The 23,170-nt window shown below is 68.4% G+C and carries 22 protein-coding genes; 20 read left to right on the top strand and 2 right to left on the bottom strand.

The annotated features are described in order from the left end of the window. Positions 1–3: 3 nt before the first annotated feature. Complete coding sequence (locus tag ACLNGM_RS19215; protein ID WP_416356162.1) at positions 4–1,392, bottom strand: MFS transporter; 1,389 nt, start codon at positions 1,390–1,392, stop codon at positions 4–6. Between the two features lie 182 nt (positions 1,393–1,574). On the opposite strand from ACLNGM_RS19215, the gene ACLNGM_RS19210 reads away from it, so the two are divergent. Further along, the gene (locus ACLNGM_RS19210) at positions 1,575–2,573 is read left to right on the top strand and encodes an MBL fold metallo-hydrolase (protein ID WP_416356161.1); all 999 of its coding nucleotides are present in this window, start codon (positions 1,575–1,577) and stop codon (positions 2,571–2,573) included. A 112-nt stretch (positions 2,574–2,685) separates the two neighbouring features. Next, positions 2,686–4,191, top strand: a complete 1,506-nt coding sequence (gene guaB / locus ACLNGM_RS19205; protein WP_090958591.1) for an IMP dehydrogenase — start codon at positions 2,686–2,688, stop codon at positions 4,189–4,191. On the opposite strand, the gene ACLNGM_RS19200 is transcribed toward guaB, so the two are convergent. Continuing rightward, positions 4,170–5,081, bottom strand: a complete 912-nt coding sequence (locus ACLNGM_RS19200; protein ID WP_416356160.1) for a LysR substrate-binding domain-containing protein — start codon at positions 5,079–5,081, stop codon at positions 4,170–4,172. The two genes, guaB and ACLNGM_RS19200, sit on opposite strands and share 22 nt — an antisense overlap. A 100-nt stretch (positions 5,082–5,181) precedes the next feature. On the opposite strand from ACLNGM_RS19200, the gene ACLNGM_RS19195 reads away from it, so the two are divergent. The 18 genes from ACLNGM_RS19195 (at position 5,182) to der (ending at position 23,088) form a co-directional block, all read left to right on the top strand. Next, positions 5,182–6,690, top strand: coding sequence for a catalase (locus ACLNGM_RS19195; protein WP_416356159.1), 1,509 nt, complete (start codon positions 5,182–5,184; stop codon positions 6,688–6,690). A gap of 31 nt (positions 6,691–6,721) precedes the next feature. Further along, entirely contained in the window at positions 6,722–7,066 is a 345-nt protein-coding gene (locus ACLNGM_RS19190; protein ID WP_416356158.1) for a hypothetical protein, read from the top strand. Between the two features lie 138 nt (positions 7,067–7,204). Continuing rightward, a complete protein-coding gene (locus ACLNGM_RS19185; RefSeq protein ID WP_416356157.1) occupies positions 7,205–8,503 on the top strand; it encodes an RsmB/NOP family class I SAM-dependent RNA methyltransferase in 1,299 nt (432 codons plus the stop codon). Further along, a complete protein-coding gene (locus ACLNGM_RS19180; RefSeq protein ID WP_416356156.1) occupies positions 8,503–8,952 on the top strand; it encodes a TspO/MBR family protein in 450 nt (149 codons plus the stop codon). Before ACLNGM_RS19185 ends, ACLNGM_RS19180 begins: the two co-directional genes overlap by 1 nt. Before the next feature lie 50 nt (positions 8,953–9,002). Next, a complete protein-coding gene (locus ACLNGM_RS19175) occupies positions 9,003–9,587 on the top strand; it encodes a 5'-methylthioadenosine/S-adenosylhomocysteine nucleosidase (RefSeq protein ID WP_416358493.1) in 585 nt (194 codons plus the stop codon). A 30-nt stretch (positions 9,588–9,617) separates the two neighbouring features. Then, entirely contained in the window at positions 9,618–11,174 is a 1,557-nt protein-coding gene (guaA, locus tag ACLNGM_RS19170) for a glutamine-hydrolyzing GMP synthase (protein ID WP_416356155.1), read from the top strand. Between the two features lie 217 nt (positions 11,175–11,391). After that, positions 11,392–11,751 (top strand): STAS domain-containing protein, encoded by a 360-nt coding sequence (locus ACLNGM_RS19165; protein ID WP_416356154.1) that lies wholly within the window; start codon positions 11,392–11,394, stop codon positions 11,749–11,751. A gap of 67 nt (positions 11,752–11,818) precedes the next feature. Further along, on the top strand, positions 11,819–12,283 hold the full coding sequence (locus ACLNGM_RS19160; protein ID WP_055888575.1) for a chemotaxis protein CheW: 465 nt from the start codon (positions 11,819–11,821) through the stop codon (positions 12,281–12,283). Between the two features lie 31 nt (positions 12,284–12,314). Further along, positions 12,315–13,184 (top strand): CheR family methyltransferase, encoded by an 870-nt coding sequence (locus ACLNGM_RS19155; protein WP_416356153.1) that lies wholly within the window; start codon positions 12,315–12,317, stop codon positions 13,182–13,184. Between the two features lie 49 nt (positions 13,185–13,233). Next, a complete protein-coding gene (locus tag ACLNGM_RS19150; RefSeq protein ID WP_090958573.1) occupies positions 13,234–14,244 on the top strand; it encodes a protein-glutamate methylesterase/protein-glutamine glutaminase in 1,011 nt (336 codons plus the stop codon). A gap of 86 nt (positions 14,245–14,330) precedes the next feature. Beyond that, on the top strand, positions 14,331–14,720 hold the full coding sequence (locus ACLNGM_RS19145) for a response regulator (RefSeq protein ID WP_055888569.1): 390 nt from the start codon (positions 14,331–14,333) through the stop codon (positions 14,718–14,720). Next, positions 14,717–15,289, top strand: coding sequence for a chemotaxis protein CheD (locus ACLNGM_RS19140; protein WP_090958570.1), 573 nt, complete (start codon positions 14,717–14,719; stop codon positions 15,287–15,289). The genes ACLNGM_RS19145 and ACLNGM_RS19140 overlap by 4 nt, the downstream gene beginning before the upstream one ends. Positions 15,290–15,317: 28 nt before the next feature. Continuing rightward, positions 15,318–15,635, top strand: coding sequence for a hypothetical protein (locus tag ACLNGM_RS19135; RefSeq protein ID WP_416356152.1), 318 nt, complete (start codon positions 15,318–15,320; stop codon positions 15,633–15,635). A gap of 152 nt (positions 15,636–15,787) precedes the next feature. Further along, positions 15,788–16,114 carry a response regulator gene (locus ACLNGM_RS19130; RefSeq protein WP_055889099.1) on the top strand — a complete coding sequence of 109 codons (327 nt, stop codon included), beginning with the start codon at positions 15,788–15,790 and terminating at the stop codon, positions 16,112–16,114. Positions 16,115–16,166: 52 nt separating this feature from the next. After that, entirely contained in the window at positions 16,167–18,398 is a 2,232-nt protein-coding gene (locus ACLNGM_RS19125; RefSeq protein ID WP_416356151.1) for a chemotaxis protein CheA, read from the top strand. 254 nt (positions 18,399–18,652) lie between these two features. Continuing rightward, complete coding sequence (locus ACLNGM_RS19120) at positions 18,653–20,602, top strand: methyl-accepting chemotaxis protein (protein WP_416356150.1); 1,950 nt, start codon at positions 18,653–18,655, stop codon at positions 20,600–20,602. Positions 20,603–20,860: 258 nt separating this feature from the next. Beyond that, a complete protein-coding gene (locus tag ACLNGM_RS19115) occupies positions 20,861–21,658 on the top strand; it encodes a tetratricopeptide repeat protein (protein ID WP_416356149.1) in 798 nt (265 codons plus the stop codon). 20 nt (positions 21,659–21,678) lie between these two features. Beyond that, positions 21,679–23,088 carry a ribosome biogenesis GTPase Der gene (gene der, locus ACLNGM_RS19110; protein ID WP_416356148.1) on the top strand — a complete coding sequence of 470 codons (1,410 nt, stop codon included), beginning with the start codon at positions 21,679–21,681 and terminating at the stop codon, positions 23,086–23,088. Positions 23,089–23,170: the final 82 nt, after the last annotated feature.

Genomic DNA, 23,170 nt, shown 5'->3' with positions numbered 1-23,170 from the left:
GCGTTATTCGGCCGGCACCCGCCGGCCGGCAAGCTCCGCCCCGGCCTCGCGCGACAGGCGCATGAAGGGGATCGCGGCGAGCATCGTCACGAGGCCGACCGCCAGAAACGCAACCGAGAAGTCTTTGAGCGTCGCATGGCCCGTCCCGTTGAGGATGATGCCGGCCTCGAGGATGCCACCGGCGGTCGCGACGCCGCCCGCGATGGCGACCTGCTGGAAGGCGGCGAGCATCGACGTGGCATCCCCGGAGCGGTTCTGCGGCACGTCGGCGAAGGCGATCGTGTTGGTGCCGGTGAAGAACATCGAGCGGAAGAAGCCGCCGACCAGCATCAGCGCGATCAGGACGGCAATCGGAACGACGGGCCGGTAGAAGGCGATCGCGCCGATCAGCGCGCCGCCGACCAGCGCCGATAGAACGAGGGTCGGGCGGAAGCCGAAGCGCTTGAGGATCGGCTTGATCAAGGCTTTGGTGGTCATCGCGCCGCCGATCGAGACGGCGCTGACGAGGCCCGACTGGAAGGCCGAGTAGCCGAAGCCGAGCTGCAGCATCAGCGGAAACAGGAAGGGCGTCGCGCCGGCGCCGATCCGGAACAGCGAGCCGCCGATCACCGAGGCACGCAGCGTCGCGATCCGCAGAAGGTCGAGCCGCACGACCGGGTGCTCGGTCCGGCGCGAATGCCGGAAGTAGAGCACGGCGAAGACGGCGCCGATCACGGTCGTCGCCAGCCCGACCGCCGGGGGCAGGGCGGGCAGCGACACAACCGACAAGCCGAACACGACGCCGGCGCAGGCAAGGCCCGACAGTGCGAAGCCGATCCAGTCGAAGGTGACGTCGCGCATCGGCTCGACCCGCGGCAGGAAGCGTTGCGCGAGCGCCATGCCGACGAAGCCGACCGGGATGTTGATGAAGAAGATCCAGCGCCAGTCGGCATAGGTGGAGATGAAGCCGCCAAGCGGCGGGCCGATCAGCGGGCCGACGAGGGCCGGCATCGTGAACCAGGCCATGGCGCTGACGAGATCGGATCGCGGCACGGCCCGCACGAGGAGCAGGCGCCCGACCGGCGTCATCATCGCCCCGCCCATCCCCTGCACGAAGCGCGCGAACACGAAGCCTTCAAGCGACGAGGCGAAGCCGCAGGCGAGCGAGCCCGCGAGGAAGACGCCGATCGCGGTCTGGAACACGGGCTTGGCGCCGAACCGGTCGGCCATGCGTCCCGAGATCGGAATGAAGACCGCGAGCGCCACGTAGTAGCTGGTGAGCGCGAGCTTCAGCGCAATCGGGCTCGTGCCGATGTCGCGGGCGATCGTGGCAAGCGAGGTCGCGATCACCGTCGAATCAATGTTCTCCATGAACAGCGCGACGGCGAGAACAAGGGGAACGATGCGCTTCACGAGAAGCCCCGGACGTCGGAGGTGGGACGGATCGCGCGGGATATAAGGCGAACTTAGAGACGGGGCCAGCTGCCGAGGGCGGCGGTTCGCCGCTTCGGCGCCGTTCCAGCCTTGTGGAGAAGGCCTTGGCACCCATGTTCACGTTTGTCCCGCACCCCAAGATCGAACGTGAGGTTCATCCGATGCCCGACGTCTTCGAAGTCAATCGCCGCAACGCGCTGCTCCTCGCTGCCGGCGGCGTCGCCGGAACGCTGGGCGCCCGTCCGGCCGCCGCGCAAGGATCGACCATGGAAATCACGAGCGACACCCATCCGCTGGCGCCCGGCTGGCGGCGCTTCAAGATCGGCGATGCCGAGGTCACGGTGATCCTCGACGGCATCCGGCCGGGCGAGGGGCCGTTCCCGACCTTCGGCGAGGACCAGAGCCAGGAGGCGGTCGGCGCTCTGATGCAGGAAAACCTGCTGCCGCCGCAGCGCTTCGTCAATTTCTTCCAGCCGGTGGTGATCCGCCTCGGCGACGAGCTGGTGCTGGTCGACACCGGCATGGGCGCCAACGGGCGCGCCAACGGCATGGGCCTCCTCACCCAGCGCATGGGACAGGCCGGCCTGTCGCCGGGCGATGTCACGCTGGTGGTGCTGACCCATCTTCACGGCGACCACATCGGCGGCCTGATGGAGAACGGCGCGCCGGTCTTCGCCAACGCGCGCTATGCGATCGGCCGCACCGAAATGGAGTTCTGGACCTCGGACGAGGCCAAGAACGGCTCGCGCGCCGACAACGCCAAGGCCGTCGAGGCGATGGTCGTGCCGCTGAAGGACAAGACGACGCTGCTGGGCGACGGCGATCAGGTCGTGCCGGGCCTCACCGCCCGCGCGGCCTTCGGCCATACGCCGGGCATGATGGCGTTCGAGCTGTCGTCGGCCGGCGCGCGTCTTTTCCTGATGGCGGACACGTTCAGCCAGTTCGTCGTCTCCTTTCAGAAGCCGGACTGGCAGGTCCGCTTCGACCAGGACAAGACGGCCGCCGCGCAGACGCGCCGGCAGTACGCCGCGATGCTGGCCGACCAGAAGCTGCCGTTCCTCGGCTACCACCTGCCGTTCCCGGGCCTCGGCTATGTCGAAAAGGACGGCGACGCCTTCCGCTTCGTGCCGGAGACCTACCAGCTTCTGGCGGGCGGCTGAGCCGCGGGGGGCTTCGGCTTTTCTTTGACGGGGCCTCGTGCTACGAGCCCGTGCCAATCCTCATAACGCCGGCGCCCCCAAGGGGCGCCTGCATTCATTTTAAGGACTGGCCATGGCCCGCATCATCGAGACCGCGACCGGCACGCTCGCACTGACCTTCGACGACGTGCTGCTGCAACCCGGCCATTCCGAGGTCATGCCGGGCCAGGTCGACGTGAAGACGCGCATCACGCGCAGCCTCCATCTTAACATCCCGATCCTTTCGGCGGCGATGGACACGGTCACCGAGTCGCGTCTCGCGATCGCGATGGCGCAGGCGGGCGGCATCGGCGTGATCCACCGCAACCTCACCCCGGCCGAGCAGGCCGAGGAGGTGCGGCAGGTCAAGAAGTTCGAGTCCGGCATGGTCGTAAACCCGGTCACGATCGGCCCCGACGCGACGCTCGGCGACGCGCGGGCCCTGATGCAGGCGCATCGCATCTCCGGCATCCCCGTGGTCGAGAACGCCGGGCGCGGCGGCCAGACGAAGGGGCGCCTCGTCGGCATCCTGACCAACCGCGACGTGCGCTTCGCCTCCGACGACCGCCAGAAGATCTTCGAGCTGATGACGCGCGAGAACCTTGTCACCGTGCGTGAGAACGTCGATCAGAGCGAGGCCAAGCGCCTCCTTCACAAGCACCGCATCGAGAAGCTCCTCGTCGTGGACGGCGAGGGCCACTGCATCGGCCTCATCACCGTCAAGGACATCGAGAAGTCGCAGCTGAACCCTAACGCCGCGAAGGACGCGCAGGGACGTCTTCTGGCGGCCGCCGCGATCAGCGTCGGCGACGACGGGTTCGAGCGCGCCGAGCGCCTGATCGAAGCGGGCATCGACCTTATCGTGGTGGACACTGCGCACGGTCATTCGCAGCGCGTCCTCGACGCCGTGACGCGCGTCAAGAAGCTGTCCAACGAGGTCCAGGTCATCGCCGGCAACGTGGCAACGCCGGGCGGCGCGCAGGCGCTGATCGATGCGGGCGCCGACGGCATCAAGGTCGGCATCGGGCCGGGCTCGATCTGCACGACGCGCATCGTGGCGGGCGTCGGCGTGCCGCAGCTGTCGGCCGTGATGGACTCCGTCGCCGTGGCCGAGAAGTCCGGCGTGCCGGTGATCGCCGACGGCGGCATCAAGTATTCCGGCGACCTCGCGAAGGCCCTGGCGGCCGGCGCGTCGGCGGTGATGGTCGGCTCGCTTCTCGCCGGCACCGAGGAAAGCCCCGGCGAGGTGTATCTCCATCAGGGCCGCTCCTTCAAAGCCTATCGCGGCATGGGTTCGGTCGGGGCGATGGCCCGCGGCTCGGCCGACCGCTACTTCCAGGCCGAGGTGCGCGACACGCTGAAGCTCGTGCCGGAGGGCATCGAGGGGCAGGTCGCTTACAAGGGGGCCGTCGGCGCGGTCCTTCACCAGCTGACCGGCGGCCTTCGCGCCGCCATGGGCTATACGGGCGCGGCGACGCTCGAGGAGTTCCGCGACAAGGCGACCTTCGTGCGCATCTCCAACGCAGGGCTTCGCGAGAGCCATGCCCACGACGTCACGATCACCCGCGAGAGCCCGAACTATCCGGGCTTCGGCGCCTGAGCCTCGAAGAGGCAGGCGCGGATGATCTCGGCCAGCCGCTCGAAGTCCGAGCGGCGGCCTGACGACGAACGATAGGCGAGAACGAGGGTCCGCGAGGGCGCGGGCTCCCGGAACGGCAGGAAGGCGATGCCGCCGGCCCGCCCTTCCGCTTCCACGGCGGAGGCCGGCGCGAGCGTGACGCCGAGCCCGCCCGCGACCATGCGCATCAACGTGTTGAGGCTGGTCGCGCCGAGGCTCGCCAGATCGCGCGCCTCGGCGATGCGGCAGACGTCGAGCGCCTGGTCGCGCAGGCAATGCCCCTCTTCCAAAAGGATCAGCCGCTCGCCGCCGAGCGCGTCGGGCGACACGGGCGAGGGAATGCGCGCGGCGGCGGTTTCCGGCACCGCCAAGAGGAACGGCTCCTCACCAAGACGGATCGTCTCGACCCCCTTCCGCTCCACCGGCAGCGCTTGGACCATGCAGTCGAGCTCGCCGCGCGACAACTCGTCGGCGAGCTGCGCCGTGACGTTTTCGCGAACGCCGACCGCAAGGCGCGGAAACGATCGTGTCAGTTCGGCCAGCAGCCCCGGCAGGAGATAGGGAGCGAGCGAGGCGATGATGCCGAGCCGAAGCTGCCCGACGAGAAGCTCGTCGCCGGCCCGCGCGAGCGCCTCGAGATCGCGAACCTCGGCGAGGATCCGCCGCACGCGGCGCGCCACCGTATCGCCCTCCGGCGTCAGCGAAACTCCGCTCGGCCGTCGCTCGAAGAGGGTCGCGCCGAAGTCCGCTTCCATCTGCGCGATCTGCGCGGACAGCGCCGGCTGCGAAATGTTGAGGCGCTTGGCCGCCCGCCCGAAATGCAGCGTCTCGGCGAGGGCCTCGAAATAGCGGAACTGGCGGAACGTGAACATCGCGATCGGATAAACTGATCGGGAGGACGGGTAAATACGATTGGAAACTATCGCGGGAATCGGATTGGAATGGCTCCAACTTCAGATCACGGAGGTTTCCATGACCGACAGACCGCGGCTCACGACGACGGCGGGCGCTCCGCTCTCTTCGAACCAGAACTCCAAGACCGTCGGCCGCAATGGACCGGTGCTGCTCGAGGACTACCAGCTGATCGAGAAGCTGGCGCACCAGAACCGCGAGCGGGTTCCCGAGCGCGTCGTCCATGCCAAGGGCTGGGGCGCCTTCGGCACGCTGACCGTGACCGAGGACATCACCCGCTACAGCCGGGCCAAGGTGTTCGGCAAGGTCGGCGGCAAGACCGAGATGCTGGCGCGCTTCTCGACGGTGGCCGGCGAGCAGGGCGCGGCGGATGCCGAGCGCGACGTGCGCGGCTTCTCGCTGAAGTTCTACACCGAGGAAGGCAACTGGGACGTCGTCGGCAACAACACGCCGGTGTTCTTCGTCGCCGACCCCTACAAGTTCCCCGACTTCATCCACACGCAGAAGCGCCACCCGCGCACCAACCTGCGCTCGGCGACCGCCATGTGGGACTTCTGGTCGCTCTGCCCGGAGTCGCTGCATCAGATCACGATCCTGATGTCCGACCGCGGCATTCCGGTCGACCCGTCTCGCATGAACGGCTACGGCTCGCACACGTTCTCGTTCTGGAACGACGGCGGCGAGCGCTTCTGGGTGAAGTTCCACTTCAAGACGAAGCAGGGCCACAAGACCTTCACCAACGAAGAAGCCGAGAAGGTCATCGCCAAGTCGCGCGAGAGCTATCAGGAAGCGCTCTACGGCATGATCGAGGCCGGTCATTTCCCGAAGTGGGACTTCTTCGTGCAGGTCATGCCGGAGATGGAAGCCGAGGACTTCGAGAAGAAGACCGGCTGGAGCGCGTTCGACCTGACCAAGGTCTGGCCACACGGCATGTACCCGCTGATCAAGGTCGGCGAGTTCGAGCTGAACCGCAACCCGGACAACTACTTCACCGACATCGAGCAGTCGGCCTTCAACCCGTCCAACGTGGTGCCGGGTATCGGCTTCTCGCCGGACAAGATGCTGCAGGGCCGCCTGTTCTCGTATCCGGACGCGCACCGCTACCGCATCGGCGTCCACTACGAGTCGCTGGAGGTCAACAAGCCGCGCTCGCCGGTGAACCACTACAACCGCGACGGCTCGATGCCCTTCGGCCTGCGCACCAACCCGGACGCCTACTACGAGCCCAACTCGTTCGGCGGCCCGGTCGAGGATCCGAGCGTCGAGGAGCCGCCGCACCGCTACTCCGGCCAGGTCGGCCGCTACGAGTATCGCGGCGAGGCGGATCACTACTCGCAGCCCCGCGCGCTGTTCGAAATGTTCGACGATGCTCACAAGGAGCGCCTGTTCAAGACGATCGCCGGCGCGATGCAGGGCGTGCCGCAGTTCATCGTGGACCGCCAGCTCGGCCACTTCGACAAGGTGCATGCCGACTACGGCGCCGGCATCCGACGGGCGCTCGCCGCGCAGCAGCGTGACGACGCACAGGCGAGCCTGACCACCAGCCACTCGGCGGAAGCGGCCGAGTAAGGTAAACTAGACGCGGCCGGCAGCACGCTTGATGGACGGCGAGATGTGGAGCGATTCACTATGGCGATGGGAGGTTATCTACCTCTCCTGTTTCGTGATCGTTCCGATCCTCGTCGTCCTCCTGTTCGGGCGGTCGATTCCCATGTGGCGAAGGTGTCTCGCCGTCGTCGGCTCGTATCTCTTGATGCCGGTTCCGCTGCTCTTCTTCTTGCAAGCCAAGGTCGGCGGGCAAATGGTGGGCGACACTTGGTATCCCGGGCCATCACCGTACTTCATGGTGTACGTTTGGGACGTGCTCGTGATGACTGGAGTACCCGCCTTCCTGATGGCGATGCCGTCTCTGCTTCGCCGCAAAGGTGGCAAAAAACACGTATGACGGCACAAGGATTAGCGGACGTTTCAACGCAGCGATTTCGTGAGCGGCCCAGAGAGATCCGGGCCGTTCTTCGTTGATTGCGCTTGTCGTCGCCGACGGTCGCCACTACCAAACGCTTCGAAACGGAGACGAGGTGTCATGCGGCTTGGCGGGCGGATCGCGGCGGCGGTCGAGGTGTTGGACGACATGGCCGCGCGCCGTCGCCCGGTGGCCGACGCGCTGAAGGACTGGGGCCTGTCCCACCGCTTCGCGGGCTCCGGCGACCGCTCGGCGATTGGCAACCTCGTATACGACGTCCTGCGCCGCCGCCGCTCGCTCGAATTCCGCATGGGCACGAAGGCGACAGCGCCGCTCGTCTTCGGCGCCTTTCTCGATTCGTCGGGCATGGCCGTTGCCGACCTTCGCGCAACGCTCGAGGGCGACCGCTTCGCGCCGCCGCTGCCCGACGACGAGGTGCTGGAGCGCTTCCGCGGGAAGGGGCTCGAGGACGCCGAACCCGCGGCGGCCGCCGACGTGCCGGACTGGCTGGCAGGACCGCTCGAGGCCGCGCTGGGGCCTGACTGGGTCGCCGAGGCGCGGGCGCTGTCAGACCGTCCGCCGCTCGACATGCGCGTCAACACGCTGAAGGCGTCGCGTGCCGAGGTCGAGGCCGAACTCGCGCCCTTTGCGGCCGAACCGACGCCGATCTCGCCGGTCGGCCTGCGCATTCCGCCGATCGAGGGGGAGGGGCGGCATCCCAACGTCCAGGTGGAGCGCGGATTCCAGCAGGGCGCCTTCGAGATCCAGGACGAAGGCTCGCAGATCGCGGCGCTCCTGTGCGGCGTGCGGCCGGGCGAGCGCGTTCTGGACTATTGCGCCGGGGCGGGCGGCAAGACGCTGGCGCTCGCTGCCGCCTCGGACAATCAGGCGGAGATCCACGCCTTCGATGCCGACCGTCAGCGCCTCGCGCCGATCTGGGATCGTCTCGCGCGGGCCGGCGCCGACGCGGTGACGGTCCACGCCCCGCGCGACGATCTCTCGTTGCTGGAAGGCACGATGGACCTCGTGGTGGTCGACGCGCCCTGTACGGGAGCGGGCACCTGGCGCCGCCGGCCGGACGCGAAATGGCGGCTCACCGAGGCGCAGCTCGCCAAGCGGACCGCCGAGCAGGACAAGGTGCTGGATGCCGCCGCGCGCTTCGCCCGGCCCGGCGCCCGGCTCGCCTACATCACCTGTTCCGTCCTGCGGCCGGAGAATGCGGGCCGCATCGAGGCGTTTCTGGAGCGCACGCCCGGCTGGCGGCTGGCGGATGCCGCGGCGGTCTGGTCGGAGCGCCTGCCGGGCGCGCCGTCCGCCTACCTCATCGAGTGGATCGGCGCAGGATCGGTCCTGACGCTGACGCCGCGGCGCTCCGGCACCGACGGTTTCTTCTTCGCGCTTCTGGAGCGGGTCTCGTAATGCGCTGGGTGAGCCTTCTTGTCTTTCTCGCGATCTCGCTCGGCGGCGGCCTCCTCGTCGGCACGAGCAACATGCCGGACGACTGGTATCGCCATCTCGCCAAGCCCTGGTTCAATCCGCCCAACTGGGTCTTCGGGCCGGTCTGGACGGTGCTTTACGTCCTGATCGCGGTCGCGGGCTGGCGCGCCTATCAGGCCGGCAACCGGCGGGCGCTGGTCGCCTGGGTCGTCCAGATGGCGCTGAACTTCCTCTGGTCGCCGCTCTTCTTCAGCGCCCATGCGATCCTGCCGGCGCTGGTGGTCATCCTCGGGATGCTCGCGGCGATCCTGACGTTTCTCGCGCGCACCGGCACGCGCGACCGCGTCGCCTTCTGGTGCTTCGTGCCCTACGCGGTCTGGGTCTCCTACGCGACGCTGCTGAACGCCGCGATCTGGAGGCTGAACGGGTGACGGAAGAGGCGGGGATCGAAACCTTCGGCGGCCGGCGCGTCCTCTTCGTGATGGCTGCGCCCGCCGAATACGGCCCGGCGCTGCGCGCCCGCATCCGGCCTCTGATGACCGGCATCGGGCCGATCGAGGCGGCCGTCGCCGTCGCCTCGACGCTGGCGACGCTCGAGCTTCGCAGCGAGTTGCCGGACCTTGTGGTCTCGCTCGGCTCGGCTGGATCGGCAAGGCTTGAGCAGGGCGCGATCTATCAGGCGTCGCACGTCTCCTGGCGCGACATCGACGCCAGCGCGCTCGGTTTTCCCAAGGGCGCGACGCCGCATCTCGACATGCCGGCGGAGATGCCGTTGGAGACGCCCATTCCCGGCGTGCCGACCGCACGTCTCTCCACCGGCGCCGACGTCGTCAGCGGCGCGGCCTATCGCGGGATCGACGCCGACATGGTCGACATGGAGACGTTCGCGATCCTGCGCGCCTGCCAGAGGCATGCGATCCCGCTCGTCGGCCTGCGCGGCATCTCCGACGGCGCGGCCGAACTTCACCGCTTCGACGACTGGACCGCCCTCCTGCCGATGATCGATGAGCGTCTGGCAGCCACGCTCGACCGGCTGGCGGACGCGTTGCAGACCCCGGCCTCTTGATTTCCAACGCTGCCTGACTAGAAGTCCGCCATGACCCAGCACCCCGACAATATCCTCATCGTCGATTTCGGCTCCCAGGTGACGCAGCTCATTGCGCGTCGCGTGCGCGAGGCCGGCGTCTATTCCGAGATCGTGCCGTTCCAGTCGGCGGAAGAGGGCTTCCGGCGGCTGAAGCCGCGCGCCGTGATCCTGTCCGGCTCGCCGGCCTCGACCACGGAGGAGAACAGCCCGCGCGCGCCGCAGGTCATCTTCGATGCGGGCGTGCCGGTGCTCGGCATTTGTTACGGCCAGCAGACGATGTGCGCGCAGCTCGGCGGCAAGATCGAAGGCGGGCTGCACCGCGAGTTCGGCCGCGCTTTCCTCGAGGTGCAGAAGGGCTCCCCGCTCTTCGACGGCATCTGGGCCGAGGGTACGCGCCATCAGGTCTGGATGAGCCACGGCGACCGCGTGACCGCGCTGCCCAAGGGCTTCGAGATCGTCGCGACCTCGCCGGGCGCGCCGTTCGCCGCCATCGCCGACGAAGCGCGTCGCTTCTACGGCGTGCAGTTCCACCCCGAGGTCGTTCACACGCCGGACGGCGCCAAGCTGATCTCGAACTTCGTCCACCGCATCGCGGGCCTGCCCGGCGACTGGACCATGGCGGCCTTCCGCAGCCAGGCGGTCGAGGAGATCCGCGCCAAGGTCGACAGCGCCAAGGTCATCTGCGGCCTGTCGGGCGGCGTCGATTCCTCGGTCGCGGCTCTCCTGATCCACGAGGCGATCGGCGACCAGCTGACCTGCATCTTCGTCGACCACGGCCTCCTGCGCATGGGCGAGGCGGAAGAGGTCGTCGGCATGTTCCGCGACCACTACAACATCCCCCTCGTCCACGTGCAGGCGCAGGACCTCTTCATCGGCGCGCTGGAAGGCGAGATGGACCCGGAGGTGAAGCGCAAGACCATCGGGCGCCTGTTCATCGAGACCTTCGAGGCGGAGGCCGCCAAGGTCGGCGGCGCCGAGTTCCTGGCCCAAGGGACGCTCTATCCCGACGTGATCGAGAGCGTGTCCTTTACCGGCGGCCCGTCGGTGACGATCAAGTCGCACCACAATGTGGGCGGTCTCCCCGAGCGCATGAACATGAAGCTGGTGGAGCCGCTGCGCGAGCTCTTCAAGGACGAGGTGCGCGAGCTCGGCCGCGAGCTCGGCCTGCCCGACCGCTTCGTCGGCCGGCACCCGTTCCCGGGGCCGGGCCTTGCCATCCGCTGCCCCGGCGGCGTGACGCGCGAGAAGCTCGACATCCTGCGCCAGGCCGACGCGATCTATCTCGACGAGATCCGCAAGGCGGGGCTCTACGACGCGATCTGGCAGGCTTTCGCCGTGCTCCTGCCGGTCCAGACGGTCGGCGTGATGGGTGACGGGCGCACCTACGAGTTCGTCTGCGCGCTGCGCGCCGTGACCTCGGTCGACGGCATGACGGCCGATTTCTACCCCTACGACATGGAATTCCTCGGCAACGCCGCGACGCGCATCATCAACGAGGTGCGCGGCATCAACCGCGTGGTCTACGACATCACCTCGAAGCCGCCGGGCACGATCGAATGGGAATGATCCCGCCGCGCGGGACATGCTGAGCATGAGACGAGGGGTCGTTGCCGAAGGGCGGCGGCCCCTTTCTCTTGGCCGCACGAAACACTTGGCGACCCGCAGGGCTCAAATGTTCGTCAATCTTTGCAGGATACAACTTTGAGGAACGGGAGGATGTCGGGTCCCGCGACCCTGAACGCCTCGATCGGCATGCAGCCTGTGCAGGGGACGTGAGAGAGCCATGATGCCGCAAGAACTTGCTACCGAGATCGACGCCGACGCGTTCGCGATGCCGTCGGCCGCGGCGCATGGCGAGGTGACGCTGGCGCCGGTTCTCGACCTGCGGGCGGCCAAGCCGCTCCACGCCGAACTTCTGCGCCTGCGCGGCGATACGATCATCGTCGACGGCTCGCAGGTCGAGCGCATCGGTGCGCAGTGCGCCGCCATCCTTCTCTCGGCCGCGCGCAGCTGGGAATCCGACGGCCAGGAATTCAGCCTGGTCAACCCTTCGGACGCTCTCAGCCGCGGTCTCGAACTTCTCGGCATCGGGCTCCACGAGGTCGGCGGCATCGCCCCGGACTTCGGCGACATCGAGGTCTGACGCCACCGCCTTCCGACCGGCCCGCCCAGCGGACGCAACGCATCTTCGAGCCAGGGAACAGACCAACATGAGCAAGTCGCACGAGGCGGAGCGCGCACGCGAACTGATCGCCTTTCGCGTCGCCGACCAGGAGTTCTGCGTCGACATCACGTCGGTGCGCGAGATCCGCGGCTTTGCGGCGGCGACGCCGCTGCCGCACACGCCGGGCTTCGTGACCGGCGTCATCAACCTGCGCGGCGCGGTGCTGCCGATCGTTGATCTGTCGCTGCGCCTCGGCTTCGGCCCGACGGAGCCGACGGCCCGCTCGGTCATCATCGTCGTCATGGTCGGCAACCAGCTCGTCGGCCTCCTCGTCGATGCGGTGTCGGACATTCTGACCGTGGTGGACGAGAACCTGCAGCCGACGCCGGACCTCGCGTCCGAGATCGCCCGCAGCTTCGTGCGCGGCGTCATCGCGCTGGAAGGCCGCATGATCTCGCTCATCAGCCCGGAGAGCGTCCTGCCGCCGTCGGCAGAGAACCTCGCGGCCTGAGGCGCGCGGAACAGGGCTCGGGAGGCCATCCATGTCGCGATTCCTGCCGGGCACCGCCGCGCAGTCCGGGACGGTCCAGCCGACCGGCGAGTTCGAGCTGACGCAGAAGGACTTCCTGCGCATCGCCAAGATCCTCTACGAGGATTCCGGCATCGCGCTTCCCGACAGCAAGATGGCGCTGGTCTATTCGCGCCTCGCCAAGCGCCTGCGCGCGCTCGGCATGCAGAGCTTCCGCCAGTACTGCGAGCACGTCTCGGGCTCGGAGGGCGTCGGCGAGCGCATGACGATGCTGGCGGCGCTCACCACCAACGTCACGCATTTCTTCCGCGAGATGCACCATTTCGACCACTTGCGGACCGACCTCCTGCCGCCGCTGCTCGAAGCGGCAAAGCGGGGCGGGCGGGTTCGCATCTGGTCGGCCGGCTGTTCCAACGGGCATGAGCCCTATTCGATCGCGCTCACCATCCTCGGGATGATGCCGGACGCGGCGAACTACGACATCCGCATCCTCGCCTCCGACATCGATCCCAACGTCGTCGCCTTCGGGCGCGCCGGCATCTACGACGATGGCGCCGTCCAGCCGGTGCCGATGGAGCTGCGCCGCCGCTGGTTCCAGCGCAGCGGCAACGGTCACTCGGTCAGCGAGGAGATGCGCACGCTGGTATCCTTCCGGGAGCTCAACCTCATCGGCGAATGGCCGATGAAGAACGGCTTCCAGGCGATCTTCTGCCGCAACGTGACGATCTATTTCGACGAGCCGACGCGCCAGAAGATCTGGAGCCGGTTCATGAAGTACCTGGAGCCCTCCGGCGTCCTCTACATCGGCCATTCCGAGCGCCTCACGGGATCGGCGTCCGACCAGCTCTCCCTCGTGGGAACGACCACGTACCGCCGGACCTGACACGCGTTTCGTCGGTCCGCTCACGCTTTCAGGCTGCGAGCACAGTTCCATGTCCACCACGCGAGTTCTCGTCGTCGACGATTCCGCCACCATGCGCGCCCTGATCCGGCATTCGCTGGCCGCGGACCCGCAGATCGAGATCGTCGGCGAGGCGGCCGATCCGATGCAGGCGCGCCAGGCGATCAAGGCGCTCGACCCCGACGTCGTCACGCTCGACATCGAGATGCCGGGCATGAACGGGCTCGAGTTCCTCGACAAGATCATGCGGCTGCGGCCGACCCCGGTGATCATGGTCTCGACCCTGACGCAGCCGGGGCAGGCGGCGACGATCGAGGCGCTGCGCCTCGGCGCCTTCGAATGCGTCGCCAAGCCGAACGGCATGGGCGGGCGCGATACGCTGGCGCAGCTTCCGGCGCTGGTGCACGAGGCCAAGCGCGCCAAGACGCAGATCGCGGGGAGTCGCGACCGGCAGATTTCGGCGCCCCAGACCGCCCATCACGACTGGCCCGACCTCATCGGCATCGGCTCGTCGACGGGCGGCGTCGAGGTGCTGATCGCGCTGCTCGCGCAGTTTCCCGCAGACACGCCGCCGGTCCTCATCGTCCAGCACCTGCCGGCGACCTTCACGGCGTCGTTCGCGGCCCGTCTCGACCGCGCCTCGCCGGCCCATGTGGTGGAAGCGCGCTCGGGCGAGCCGATCCTGCCGGGGCATGTCTATCTCGCGCCCGGCGGTCGCCATCTCAGCGTCCGGCGCAGCGGCGCGAAGCTGATCACGGCGCTGAGCGACGAGGACCCGGTGCAGGGGCACCGGCCGTCCGTCGACGTCCTGTTCCATTCGATCGCCAAGGTCTGCGAGGGCCGGGTGACGGGTGCGATCCTGACCGGCATGGGCCGCGACGGGGCGGACGGGCTTCTCGCCATGCGCCGGAGGGGCTTCCGCACGCTCGCCCAGGACGAGGCGACCTCGCTCGTCTACGGCATGCCGCGCGTCGCATGGGAGATCGGGGCCGCCGAGAAGCGCGTGCCGATCGGCGGCATGGCCAAGGCGATCTTCCACTGAAGCAAGCTAGGCTTCGCTTTGAATGAATCCTTCAGTTTTCTACGAGATGATCAATCTCGGAATTTTCGAACAGGGAACGGCGTGCCATGAGTTTCGTACAGCATCTCAAAGTGATGATCGTTGACGACCATCGGACCAGCCGCCTCCTGATCTACGAGGCGTTGACGCAACTCGGCATCACGCAGGTCGTCTACGCCGTGGACGGCGAGCAGGCGCTGAAGCAGATGATGGCGACGCCCTGCCATATCGTCATCTCCGACTTCAACATGCCCAAGCTCGACGGTATCCAGCTCCTCAAGGCGCTGCGCTCCTACGGGCCGACGAAGAAGACGCCGTTCTTCATCCTCACCGGCAAGGGCGACCGCGCGCTGGTGCAGCAGGCGGCCGCGGCCGGCGCCAACAACATCCTCGCCAAGCCCATCACGGTCCCCGTGCTGCGCAAGACCCTCGAAGCGGTGCTCGGTCCCCTGCAATGAGCTTGACGTCGCTCTCCCCCGCGTCCGCACCGTCGGATCGCCTGCGTATCAACCTGATCCAGGGGGAGGCCCAGGTCGACGACCGGCCCAACGTCGTGTTCACCACGCTTCTGGGCTCGTGCATCGCCGCCTGCATCCGCGACCCCGGCGCCGGGGTCGGGGGCATGAACCACTTCCTCCTCCCGGGCGACGGCATGGGGTCGTCGTCGACGAGCATGCAGTCCTACGGGCTCTACCTGATGGAGCTTCTCGTCAACGGTCTCCTCAAGAAGGGCGCGCGCAAGCATGCGCTCGAGGCCAAGCTCTTCGGCGGCGCGCGCACGATGGTCGGCCTTTCCGATATCGGCGCCAAGAACGCGAGCTTCGCCAAGCGCTTCCTGGAGCTCGAGGGCATCTCCTATGTCGGCGGCAGCCTCGGCGGCACGCAGGGGCGGCGCATCGAGTTCTGGCCGGTCAGCGGCCGTGCGAGGCAGATCCTGATGGAGCCGAGCGACAAGGCCATGCCGAAGATCATGGCGCCCCCGCCCGTCGCGGCGCCCGCCTCCGGCGGCGATCTCGAACTCTTCTGAGGACCTGGCCGGCATGACCGGAAGTGCGATGTCCGCCCACCTCCTTCTGGACCGCCTCGCGGACGAACTGGCCCGGCTCACCGCCGCCGCGACGCGCCTCGAAGGGCTGATCGCGCCAAGCGCCTTCGGTCCCGAAGCGATGATCCTGGCGCAGAGCCACGATCTTCTCAGCCAGACGATCGCTGAACTCGAGGGCTTCGTGCGCAACAGCGCGCCGGCCTTCGCAGGCGGCCCGGACTGCGAGCTTCAGGGTCCGCTCTCGGCGATCCGCCTCTCGGCGCTCGCCACGCGCCTCTGCGGTCTGACGGAAGCCGAGGCGCAGTCGGGCGACCTCGACCTCTTCTAGCCCCCGGCAGAAACGAAGTCCCAAGTCCACCGTGTCAACGTCGGACTTGTTCACGAAGAAGAAATTTCTGCAGACTACAGTAAACCTAGGATACCGATTTCAGAAAGGAACCGGTCGTGAAGACGATCTTGACCGTAGACGACTCGAGGACGATGCGCGACATGCTGCGGGCGGCGCTCGCGGGCGCCGGCTTCGACGTGGTGCAGGCAGAAGATGGCGTCCACGGCCTGGAGGTTCTGGCCGGCTGCGATCCCGATGTGATCGTGACCGACGTCAACATGCCCCGCATGGACGGCCTCACCTTCATCGAGCAGCTGCGCGCCAACGCCGACAAGCGGGCGATCCCGGTGCTCGTGCTGACCACCGAGAACGACGCCCAGAAGAAGGCTCGCGCCAAGGCCGCCGGCGCCACCGGCTGGATCGTCAAGCCGTTCGATCCGAAGAAGCTCGTCGACGCCATCAATCGCGTCGCCCCTTAAGTTCCAACCGCCCGCCGCACCCCGTTCGAAGCCGCAGTCAAGGGACCCGTCCATGGACACGATGGCCGCCATTCGCGCCACCTTCTTCGAGGAGTGCGCCGAGCAGCTCCAGGAACTGGAGGCGGGCCTTCTCGCCATGGAAGGCGGCCAGACGGACTCCGAAACGGTCAATGCCGTCTTCCGCGCCGTGCATTCGATCAAGGGCGGCGCCGGTGCCTTCAACCTTGATGCGCTGGTGCAGTTCGCCCATGCCTTCGAGACGGTGCTCGACCTCGTGCGCTCCGAGCGGCTCGAGGCCGACCAAGGCGTGGTCCGGGTGCTCCTGCGCTCGGCCGACGTCCTGACCGACCTCGTCACCGCCGCCCGCGACGGCGGAACGGTGGACCCTGCCCGTCCGCAGGCGCTGATGGCCGAACTTTCGGTTCTCGCCGGCGGCGGCGGCCATGCGGCGGCACCCGCGCAGCAGGCGCCGGTCGCGGTCGCCATGCCCGTCGAGGAAGAGGTCGACTTCGTTCCCGTCGCCGTCGACTTCAGCGACATGTTCGCGGCGGCCGGTCAGGACGTGACCTTCCGCGTCCGCATCCAGCCGAAGCCCTCGCTCTACGAGCACGCCAACGACGCCGCGCGTCTCATCCGCGAGACGATGGCGCTCGGCACCGGCTCGGTCACCTGTCATTCCGACGAACTGCCCGACCTTGCCGAGCTCGAGCCGGAGGGCGCTGCCCTGTCCTGGACGCTCGAGATCACGACCGCCGCCGGCGAGTCCGCGATCCACGAGATCTACGAGTTCGTCGAGGGCGACTGCGACATCACCGTCGAGCGCGTCGACGACGAGGCCCCCCAGCTCAGCGCCGAGGATCTCGACGCCCAGATGGCTGCGCTTCTCGGCTCGATCGGGGGAGGGGCCTCCGTCCCTTTCGCCGATGAGCCTGCCGAGGCGGAAACGCTCGAGCAGGCTCGCCCCAACGTCGTCGCGCTGACGCCTCCGGCCCCGTCCGCGCCGCCCGTAGCCGCGCCTGCCGCCGCCGCCCCCGCGCCGGCCGCGAGCGCCGATGCGGGTGCCGACAAGGGCACGCCCGCCGGCCCGGTCCCGACCATCCGCGTCGACCTCGAACGCGTCGATCGCCTGATCGATCTCGTCGGCGAGCTCGTGATCCATCAGGTGATGCTCTCGCAGCGCGTGATGCAGGCGGGCCTGACCCGCGCGTCCGACATCGCGATCGGCCTCGACGAGCTCGAGCAGCTGACCCGCGAGATGCAGGACAGCGTCATGGCGATCCGCGCACAGCCCGTGAAGTCGGTGTTCCAGAAGCTGCCGCGCCTCGTGCGCGAGGTGGCCGAGCGCACCGGCAAGAGCGTCCGGCTGGTGACGGAAGGCGAGTACACCGAGGTCGACAAGACCGTCATCGAGCGCCTGTCCGACCCGCTCACCCACATGATCCGCAACGCGATCGACCACGGGCTGGAAACGCCCGAGGGCCGCATCGCGGCCGGCAAGCCGACCGAGGGCGTCGTGCGCGTCGCCGCGATGCATCGCTCCGGCCGCATCGTGATCGAGATCTCCGACGACGGCGCGGGCATCAACCGCAAGGCCGTCTTCGACATCGCCGTCGCCAAGGGCCTCGTGCCGGCCGACGCGCAGCTCTCGGACGACGAGCTGGACAACCTCGTCTTCCTGCCGGGCTTCTCGACCAAGAAGGAAGTCTCCGAACTGTCCGGCCGCGGCGTCGGCATGGATGTCGTCAAGCGCTCCATCCAGGCGCTCGGCGGCCGCGTGTCGATCACCTCGCGCCCCGGCAAGGGCTCGCTCTTCTCCATGAGCCTGCCGCTTACCCTGGCGGTCCTCGACGGCATGATCGTCTCGTGCGGCGAGCACACGCTCGTCGTGCCGATGACCGCGATCATCGAGACGCTGCGTCCGAAGCAGAACGAGGTGAAGCCCTTCGGCGGCGACCAGCGCGTCATCAACGTGCGCGACAGCTTCCTGCCGCTGATCGACGTGTCGCGCCAGCTCGGCTACCGCCGCGACGCGACCGACGCGATGGCGGGCGTCGCGATCCTCGTCGAGGCCGAGAACGGCCAGCGCTCGGCTCTCCTCGTCGACAGCATCCAGGGCCAGCGCCAGGTCGTCATCAAGAGCCTTGAGGCGAACTACGGCCGCGTCGCCGGCATCGCCGCCGCGACGATCCTCGGCGACGGCCGCGTGGCGCTTATCCTCGACATCGACGCCGTGGCCGCCTCGACCCGCTTCGAGAACGGCATCGCCGCGATGGCCGCCGAATAGCCGGCGTCATAAGACGGGACGACCCCACCCACGCGACGCCGCCGGCTCCCACCGGCGGCGTCGTCGCGTCGCGTGCGCGCGTCGCCAGTGTCAGGACCGCACCGAACGATGAATCCTGTCATCCAGCTGTTGGTCCTCCGGCGTCTTCAGAATTTGCTATCGATTGGCGTGCTTATCTTCTGGGCAACCTGACCCGGACGGCGGCATCGATGGATCGCTCCGGGGTGTCGTTTCCTCGTATCGAGTCGAGCCCCATGAAGCTGTCCAACATTTCGATCGGCAAGAAGATCATGGCGAGCTTCGCTGCCATGGTCGTCGGGTCCGCCATCATGGGCACCGTGGTCTACGGCACCATGACCTCGATCGAGGACGCGCGTCAGTCGCGCCTCCTCGTGGCGGACAGCATCAACGACGCGATGCTCATGCGCTTCCTCGTCACCCGACAGGAGAACTCGGCGCGCGGCTATATCCTGCTGCCGTCCGACGAGATGGCCCAGAAGGTCGCCAAGCACTACGCGAACTTCAAGAAGACCGCGGCCGAACTCGATGCGACGGCGCTCGATCCGGCCGTCAAGCAGAAGCTTCGTGATGCCTCGACCGGCATGGATGTCTGGCAGAAGGAGATCGCACAGGTCGCCCTGAAGCTCGCCTCGGACCCGGCGACGATCGCACAGGCCGGGCCGTTCATGCGCTCCGACAAGGCCGACGCGCTGATCGACCCGATCGAAACCAATATCGATGCGGCTGTCGACACCTTGAGGACGCAGGCGGCCTCGCTCGCCGACGTGCAGCAGAATGCCTACGGGCAGGGGATCGTCCAGATCCTCGTGGCCATCGGCCTGCTGCTGGGCGCCGCATGCCTTCTGGGATGGATGCTGATCCGCACGATCGCCACGCCCGTCGCGCGTCTGCGCAAGGTCATGGGCGAACTCGCCAAGGGCCAGAGCGACGTCGCCGTCCCCTCGCTCGACCGCGGCGACGAGATCGGCCAGATGGCCGGCACGGTGGAGACCTTCCGCCAAGCCGCCGTCGAGCAGGCTCGCCTGGAAGCCGAGGCGTCGGCCCTTCGCGCCTCGCAGGCGGCCGAGCGCGAGCGCGTCGCCGCGGCCGAGCGCGTCTCGAAGGCCGAGCTTCAGGCCTTCGTCGACAGCGTGCAGGGCGGCTTCTCGCGCCTGTCGGACGGCGACCTGACGGTGCGCCTCGACCAGCCGGTCGCCGAACGCTACCAGCCGATCCGCGATCAGTTCAACACCTCGGTGGAACGCCTCGAAGGCACGATGGGCTCGGTCGTCAACGCGATCGGTTCGCTGCGCACGGGCCTCGGCGAGATCAACGCCGCCTCCAACGACCTGTCGCAGCGCACCGAGCAGCAGGCGGCCAGCCTCGAGGAGACCGTCGCCGCGCTCGCCGAGGTGACGCGCGCCGTGGACGAGACGGCGCAAGGGGCCGGCCGCGCGCTGACCTCGGCGGAAAGCGCCAACCGCAATGCCGCCAAGGGCGGTGAGATCGTGGGACGCGCGATCACCGCGATGCGCGCGATCGAGGAATCGTCGGAGAAGATCGGCCGCATCATCGGCGTCATCGACGAGATCGCCTTCCAGACGAACCTTCTCGCGCTCAACGCCGGCGTCGAAGCCGCGCGTGCCGGCGAGGCCGGCCGCGGCTTCGCCGTCGTCGCACAGGAGGTTCGCGGTCTTGCCCAGCGTTCGGCGGAAGCGGCGAAGGAGATCAAGGACCTGATCTCGGCGTCGGGCGCGCAGGTCGAAGCGGGCGTCGAGCTCGTGACGGCGTCGGGCCGCAGTCTCGACGAGATCATCGCCGAGGTCGGCGAGGTCAGCCGCACGGTCGCGGAGATCGCGACGCGCACGCGCGAGCAGGCCATCTCCCTCAAGGAAGTGAAGACCGCCGCCGACCAGATGGACAAGGTAACCCAGCAGAACGCCGCGATGGTCGAGCAGGCGACCGCCGCTGCGCAGACGCTCGCCACCGAGACCGACGAGCTCGCCCGTCTCATCGGCGAGTTCAAGCTGTTCTCCTCGCAGGGCCATGCCACGCAGCTCCAGCGCGCGGTCCGCCGCGAGGCGCCGCGCGCCGCGCCGGCCACCGCCGCCCACCCGGTCGTCCAGATGCGCAGCCAGGGACGGGGCGGCGCTGCGGCCGCGCATGCGGCCTCAGCCTCGGCTGACGACTGGGAAGAGTTCTGATCGCGGGCGGCCTTGCCGCCGACGCCGGACCGAGAAAAGAGCGCGGAGCCTTGAGCCTCGCGCTCTTTTGCGTATGCGGCGCGACCTGACACCGCCAACCCGACGCCTTGTCGTATGCCTCGCCTGAGCGCGGCGAATGGCGGAAAACGGTCCGCGCCATGCCCATGGCTTCCTTCGCGGGGAAAAATCGTTCAAAAGCGCAGGCCTATCCGGCCCAGCCGTGCCGGCCACCCGATCCAGCGCCAAGGTTGAGCGTCCATGAGCAATGACACATTCGTTCGCGAGGTGAACGAGGAGCTTCGTCAGGAGCGTGTCCGCGCGTTGTGGATCCGCTACGGCACCGCCGCCGTGATCGTCTCGGTCCTGATCGTGCTCGGCGTTGCCGGCTATGTCCTCTGGCAGCGTTACCAGGCGGGCGTCGCGGCCGCCGACGGCGACCGCCTGCTCCAGGCGACCGCACTTTATTCCGAGGGCAAGACGCAGGAGGCGGACGCCGTTCTCGACGGCCTCGCGCAGAACGGCGTCAACGCCTATCCGGCGCTCGCCCGCATGCGGCTGGCCGAAGCGCGCGAGGCGGACGATCCGGCGGCAGCCGTCGCCGCGTTCGACGAGGTGGCCAACACCAATGGCGCCCCGCAGGGCCTGCGCGACATGGCTGCCGTGCGCGCCGCCTACATCCTCGTCGACCACGGCTCGCTGGCGGACGTTCGCGCCCGCGTCGAACGGCTGACCGGCGACGCCGAGCCGCTGCGCTTCCCCGCGCGCGAGGCGCTCGGCCTGGCCGCCTGGAAGGCCGGCGACATCGAGACCGCCCGCACGATGTTCGACCAGCTGCAGGAAGACCTCAGCGCCCCGAACGGCATCCGCCGCCGCGCCGGCCTGATGCAGGAGCTGATCGCCGCCTCGACGCCGGCCGCGCCCAAGGCTGCGCCGGCCGCGCCCGTCACCGAAACACCCGCAGCGGCTCCGACCGCGCCCGCCGCTCCCGCGACGCCGGCCCCCGCCGCGCCGGCCGAGACGCCCGCGCCGACGACGCCTGCCCAGCCCCCGGCCTGACGGGAGCCACGAGGACAACCATGGTCACCATCGCCATCATCGGTCGGCCGAACGTCGGCAAGTCCACCCTGTTCAACCGGCTGGTCGGGCGCAAGCTCGCGCTGGTCGACGACCGGCCGGGCGTCACGCGCGACCGGCGCGAGGGCGAGGCGCGCCTCCTCGACCTCGACTTCCGCGTGATCGACACGGCCGGCCTCGAGGAGGCAGGCGCCGACACACTGGAAGGGCGCATGCGCGCCCAGACCGAACTGGCGATCCAGGATGCCGACCTGTCGCTCTTCGTGGTGGATGCCAAGGCCGGCGTCACGCCGCAGGACGAGACGTTCGGCGATCTCCTGCGCCGCCGGGGCAAGCCGGTGATCCTCGTCGCCAACAAGTCCGAGGCGCGCGGCTCCGATACCGGCTACTACGACGCCTTCTCGCTCGGCCTCGGCCAGCCCTGCGCCATCTCGGCCGAGCACGGCGAGGGGATGGGCGACCTGCGCGACGCGATCGTCGAGGCGCTCGGCATCGAAGCCTTCGAGGACCCCGATGCGGCTGACGCCGATCCGGAAGCCGAGATCGAGTTCGACGAGGACGGCGAGCCGATCGAGCGCTACGACGCGACGAAGCCGCTCAACATCGCGATCGTCGGCCGACCGAACGCCGGCAAGTCGACGCTGGTCAACCGCTTCCTCGGCGAGGACCGTTTGCTGACGGGCCCGGAAGCCGGCATCACCCGCGATTCGATCTCGGTCGAATGGGAATGGCGCGGCCGCCGCGTGAAGATGTTCGATACGGCCGGCATGCGCCGCCGGGCGCGCGTGCAGGAGAAGCTGGAAAAGCTGTCGGTTGCCGACGCGCTGCGCGCCATCCGCTTTGCCGAGGTCGTCGTGATCGTCTTCGACGTGACGATCCCGTTCGAGAAGCAGGACCTAACGCTGGTCGATCTCATCGCGCGCGAGGGCCGCGCGCCCGTGCTCGCCTTCAACAAATGGGACCTCGTCGAGGACCGCCAGGCGGTGCTGGCGGACCTGCGCGAGAAGACCGAACGCCTCCTGCCGCAGGTGCGTGGCGTCAAGGCCGTCACGGTCGCGGGCGCGACGGGCGAGGGGCTCGACCGCCTGATGAAGGCGATCACCGAGACCCACGAGACTTGGAACCGACGCATCTCCACCGCCAAGCTCAACCAGTGGCTGGAGCGCATGGTCTCGCACCACCCGCCCCCGGCGGTCTCGGGGCGGCGCGTCAACATCAAGTACATGACGCAGATCAAGACGCGCCCGCCGACCTTCATCCTCCACACGTCCCGGCCCGAAGCCGTGGGCACGGCCTATACCCGCTACCTCGTCAACGGGCTGCGCGAGCAGTTCGGGCTCACCGGCATCCCGATCCGCATGACGATGCGCAAGTCCGACAACCCCTACGCCCACAAGGCCAAGAAGTTCTGACGGGCGGGGCGACGCCGGCCGCCCATCCGGCTCATTAACTCTCCGATAAGGTTAATGAGCGATGATCGTCTTCCGATGGAAC

Source organism: Aureimonas phyllosphaerae (assembly GCF_047943035.1).
In the GTDB taxonomy this organism is placed as follows: domain Bacteria; phylum Pseudomonadota; class Alphaproteobacteria; order Rhizobiales; family Rhizobiaceae; genus Aureimonas; species Aureimonas phyllosphaerae.
Note: the sequence above shows the minus strand (reverse complement) of the source record. Positions and strands in the feature narration are given on the sequence as shown.

What these genes read in the sequence shown, in the direction of transcription:
- ACLNGM_RS19210 (WP_416356161.1), top strand. Translation starts at nt 1,575, where the DNA reads ATGCCCGACGTCTTCGAAGTCAATCGCCGCAACGCGCTGCTCCTCGCT.
- guaB (WP_090958591.1), top strand. Translation starts at nt 2,686, where the DNA reads ATGGCCCGCATCATCGAGACCGCGACCGGCACGCTCGCACTGACCTTC.
- ACLNGM_RS19200 (WP_416356160.1), bottom strand. Translation starts at nt 5,081, where the DNA reads ATGTTCACGTTCCGCCAGTTCCGCTATTTCGAGGCCCTCGCCGAGACG.
- ACLNGM_RS19195 (WP_416356159.1), top strand. Translation starts at nt 5,182, where the DNA reads ATGACCGACAGACCGCGGCTCACGACGACGGCGGGCGCTCCGCTCTCT.
- ACLNGM_RS19190 (WP_416356158.1), top strand. Translation starts at nt 6,722, where the DNA reads ATGGACGGCGAGATGTGGAGCGATTCACTATGGCGATGGGAGGTTATC.
- ACLNGM_RS19185 (WP_416356157.1), top strand. Translation starts at nt 7,205, where the DNA reads ATGCGGCTTGGCGGGCGGATCGCGGCGGCGGTCGAGGTGTTGGACGAC.
- ACLNGM_RS19180 (WP_416356156.1), top strand. Translation starts at nt 8,503, where the DNA reads ATGCGCTGGGTGAGCCTTCTTGTCTTTCTCGCGATCTCGCTCGGCGGC.
- ACLNGM_RS19175 (WP_416358493.1), top strand. Translation starts at nt 9,003, where the DNA reads ATGGCTGCGCCCGCCGAATACGGCCCGGCGCTGCGCGCCCGCATCCGG.
- guaA (WP_416356155.1), top strand. Translation starts at nt 9,618, where the DNA reads ATGACCCAGCACCCCGACAATATCCTCATCGTCGATTTCGGCTCCCAG.
- ACLNGM_RS19165 (WP_416356154.1), top strand. Translation starts at nt 11,392, where the DNA reads ATGATGCCGCAAGAACTTGCTACCGAGATCGACGCCGACGCGTTCGCG.
- ACLNGM_RS19160 (WP_055888575.1), top strand. Translation starts at nt 11,819, where the DNA reads ATGAGCAAGTCGCACGAGGCGGAGCGCGCACGCGAACTGATCGCCTTT.
- ACLNGM_RS19155 (WP_416356153.1), top strand. Translation starts at nt 12,315, where the DNA reads ATGTCGCGATTCCTGCCGGGCACCGCCGCGCAGTCCGGGACGGTCCAG.
- ACLNGM_RS19150 (WP_090958573.1), top strand. Translation starts at nt 13,234, where the DNA reads ATGTCCACCACGCGAGTTCTCGTCGTCGACGATTCCGCCACCATGCGC.
- ACLNGM_RS19145 (WP_055888569.1), top strand. Translation starts at nt 14,331, where the DNA reads ATGAGTTTCGTACAGCATCTCAAAGTGATGATCGTTGACGACCATCGG.
- ACLNGM_RS19140 (WP_090958570.1), top strand. Translation starts at nt 14,717, where the DNA reads ATGAGCTTGACGTCGCTCTCCCCCGCGTCCGCACCGTCGGATCGCCTG.
- ACLNGM_RS19135 (WP_416356152.1), top strand. Translation starts at nt 15,318, where the DNA reads ATGTCCGCCCACCTCCTTCTGGACCGCCTCGCGGACGAACTGGCCCGG.
- ACLNGM_RS19130 (WP_055889099.1), top strand. Translation starts at nt 15,788, where the DNA reads ATGCGCGACATGCTGCGGGCGGCGCTCGCGGGCGCCGGCTTCGACGTG.
- ACLNGM_RS19125 (WP_416356151.1), top strand. Translation starts at nt 16,167, where the DNA reads ATGGACACGATGGCCGCCATTCGCGCCACCTTCTTCGAGGAGTGCGCC.
- ACLNGM_RS19120 (WP_416356150.1), top strand. Translation starts at nt 18,653, where the DNA reads ATGAAGCTGTCCAACATTTCGATCGGCAAGAAGATCATGGCGAGCTTC.
- ACLNGM_RS19115 (WP_416356149.1), top strand. Translation starts at nt 20,861, where the DNA reads ATGAGCAATGACACATTCGTTCGCGAGGTGAACGAGGAGCTTCGTCAG.
- der (WP_416356148.1), top strand. Translation starts at nt 21,679, where the DNA reads ATGGTCACCATCGCCATCATCGGTCGGCCGAACGTCGGCAAGTCCACC.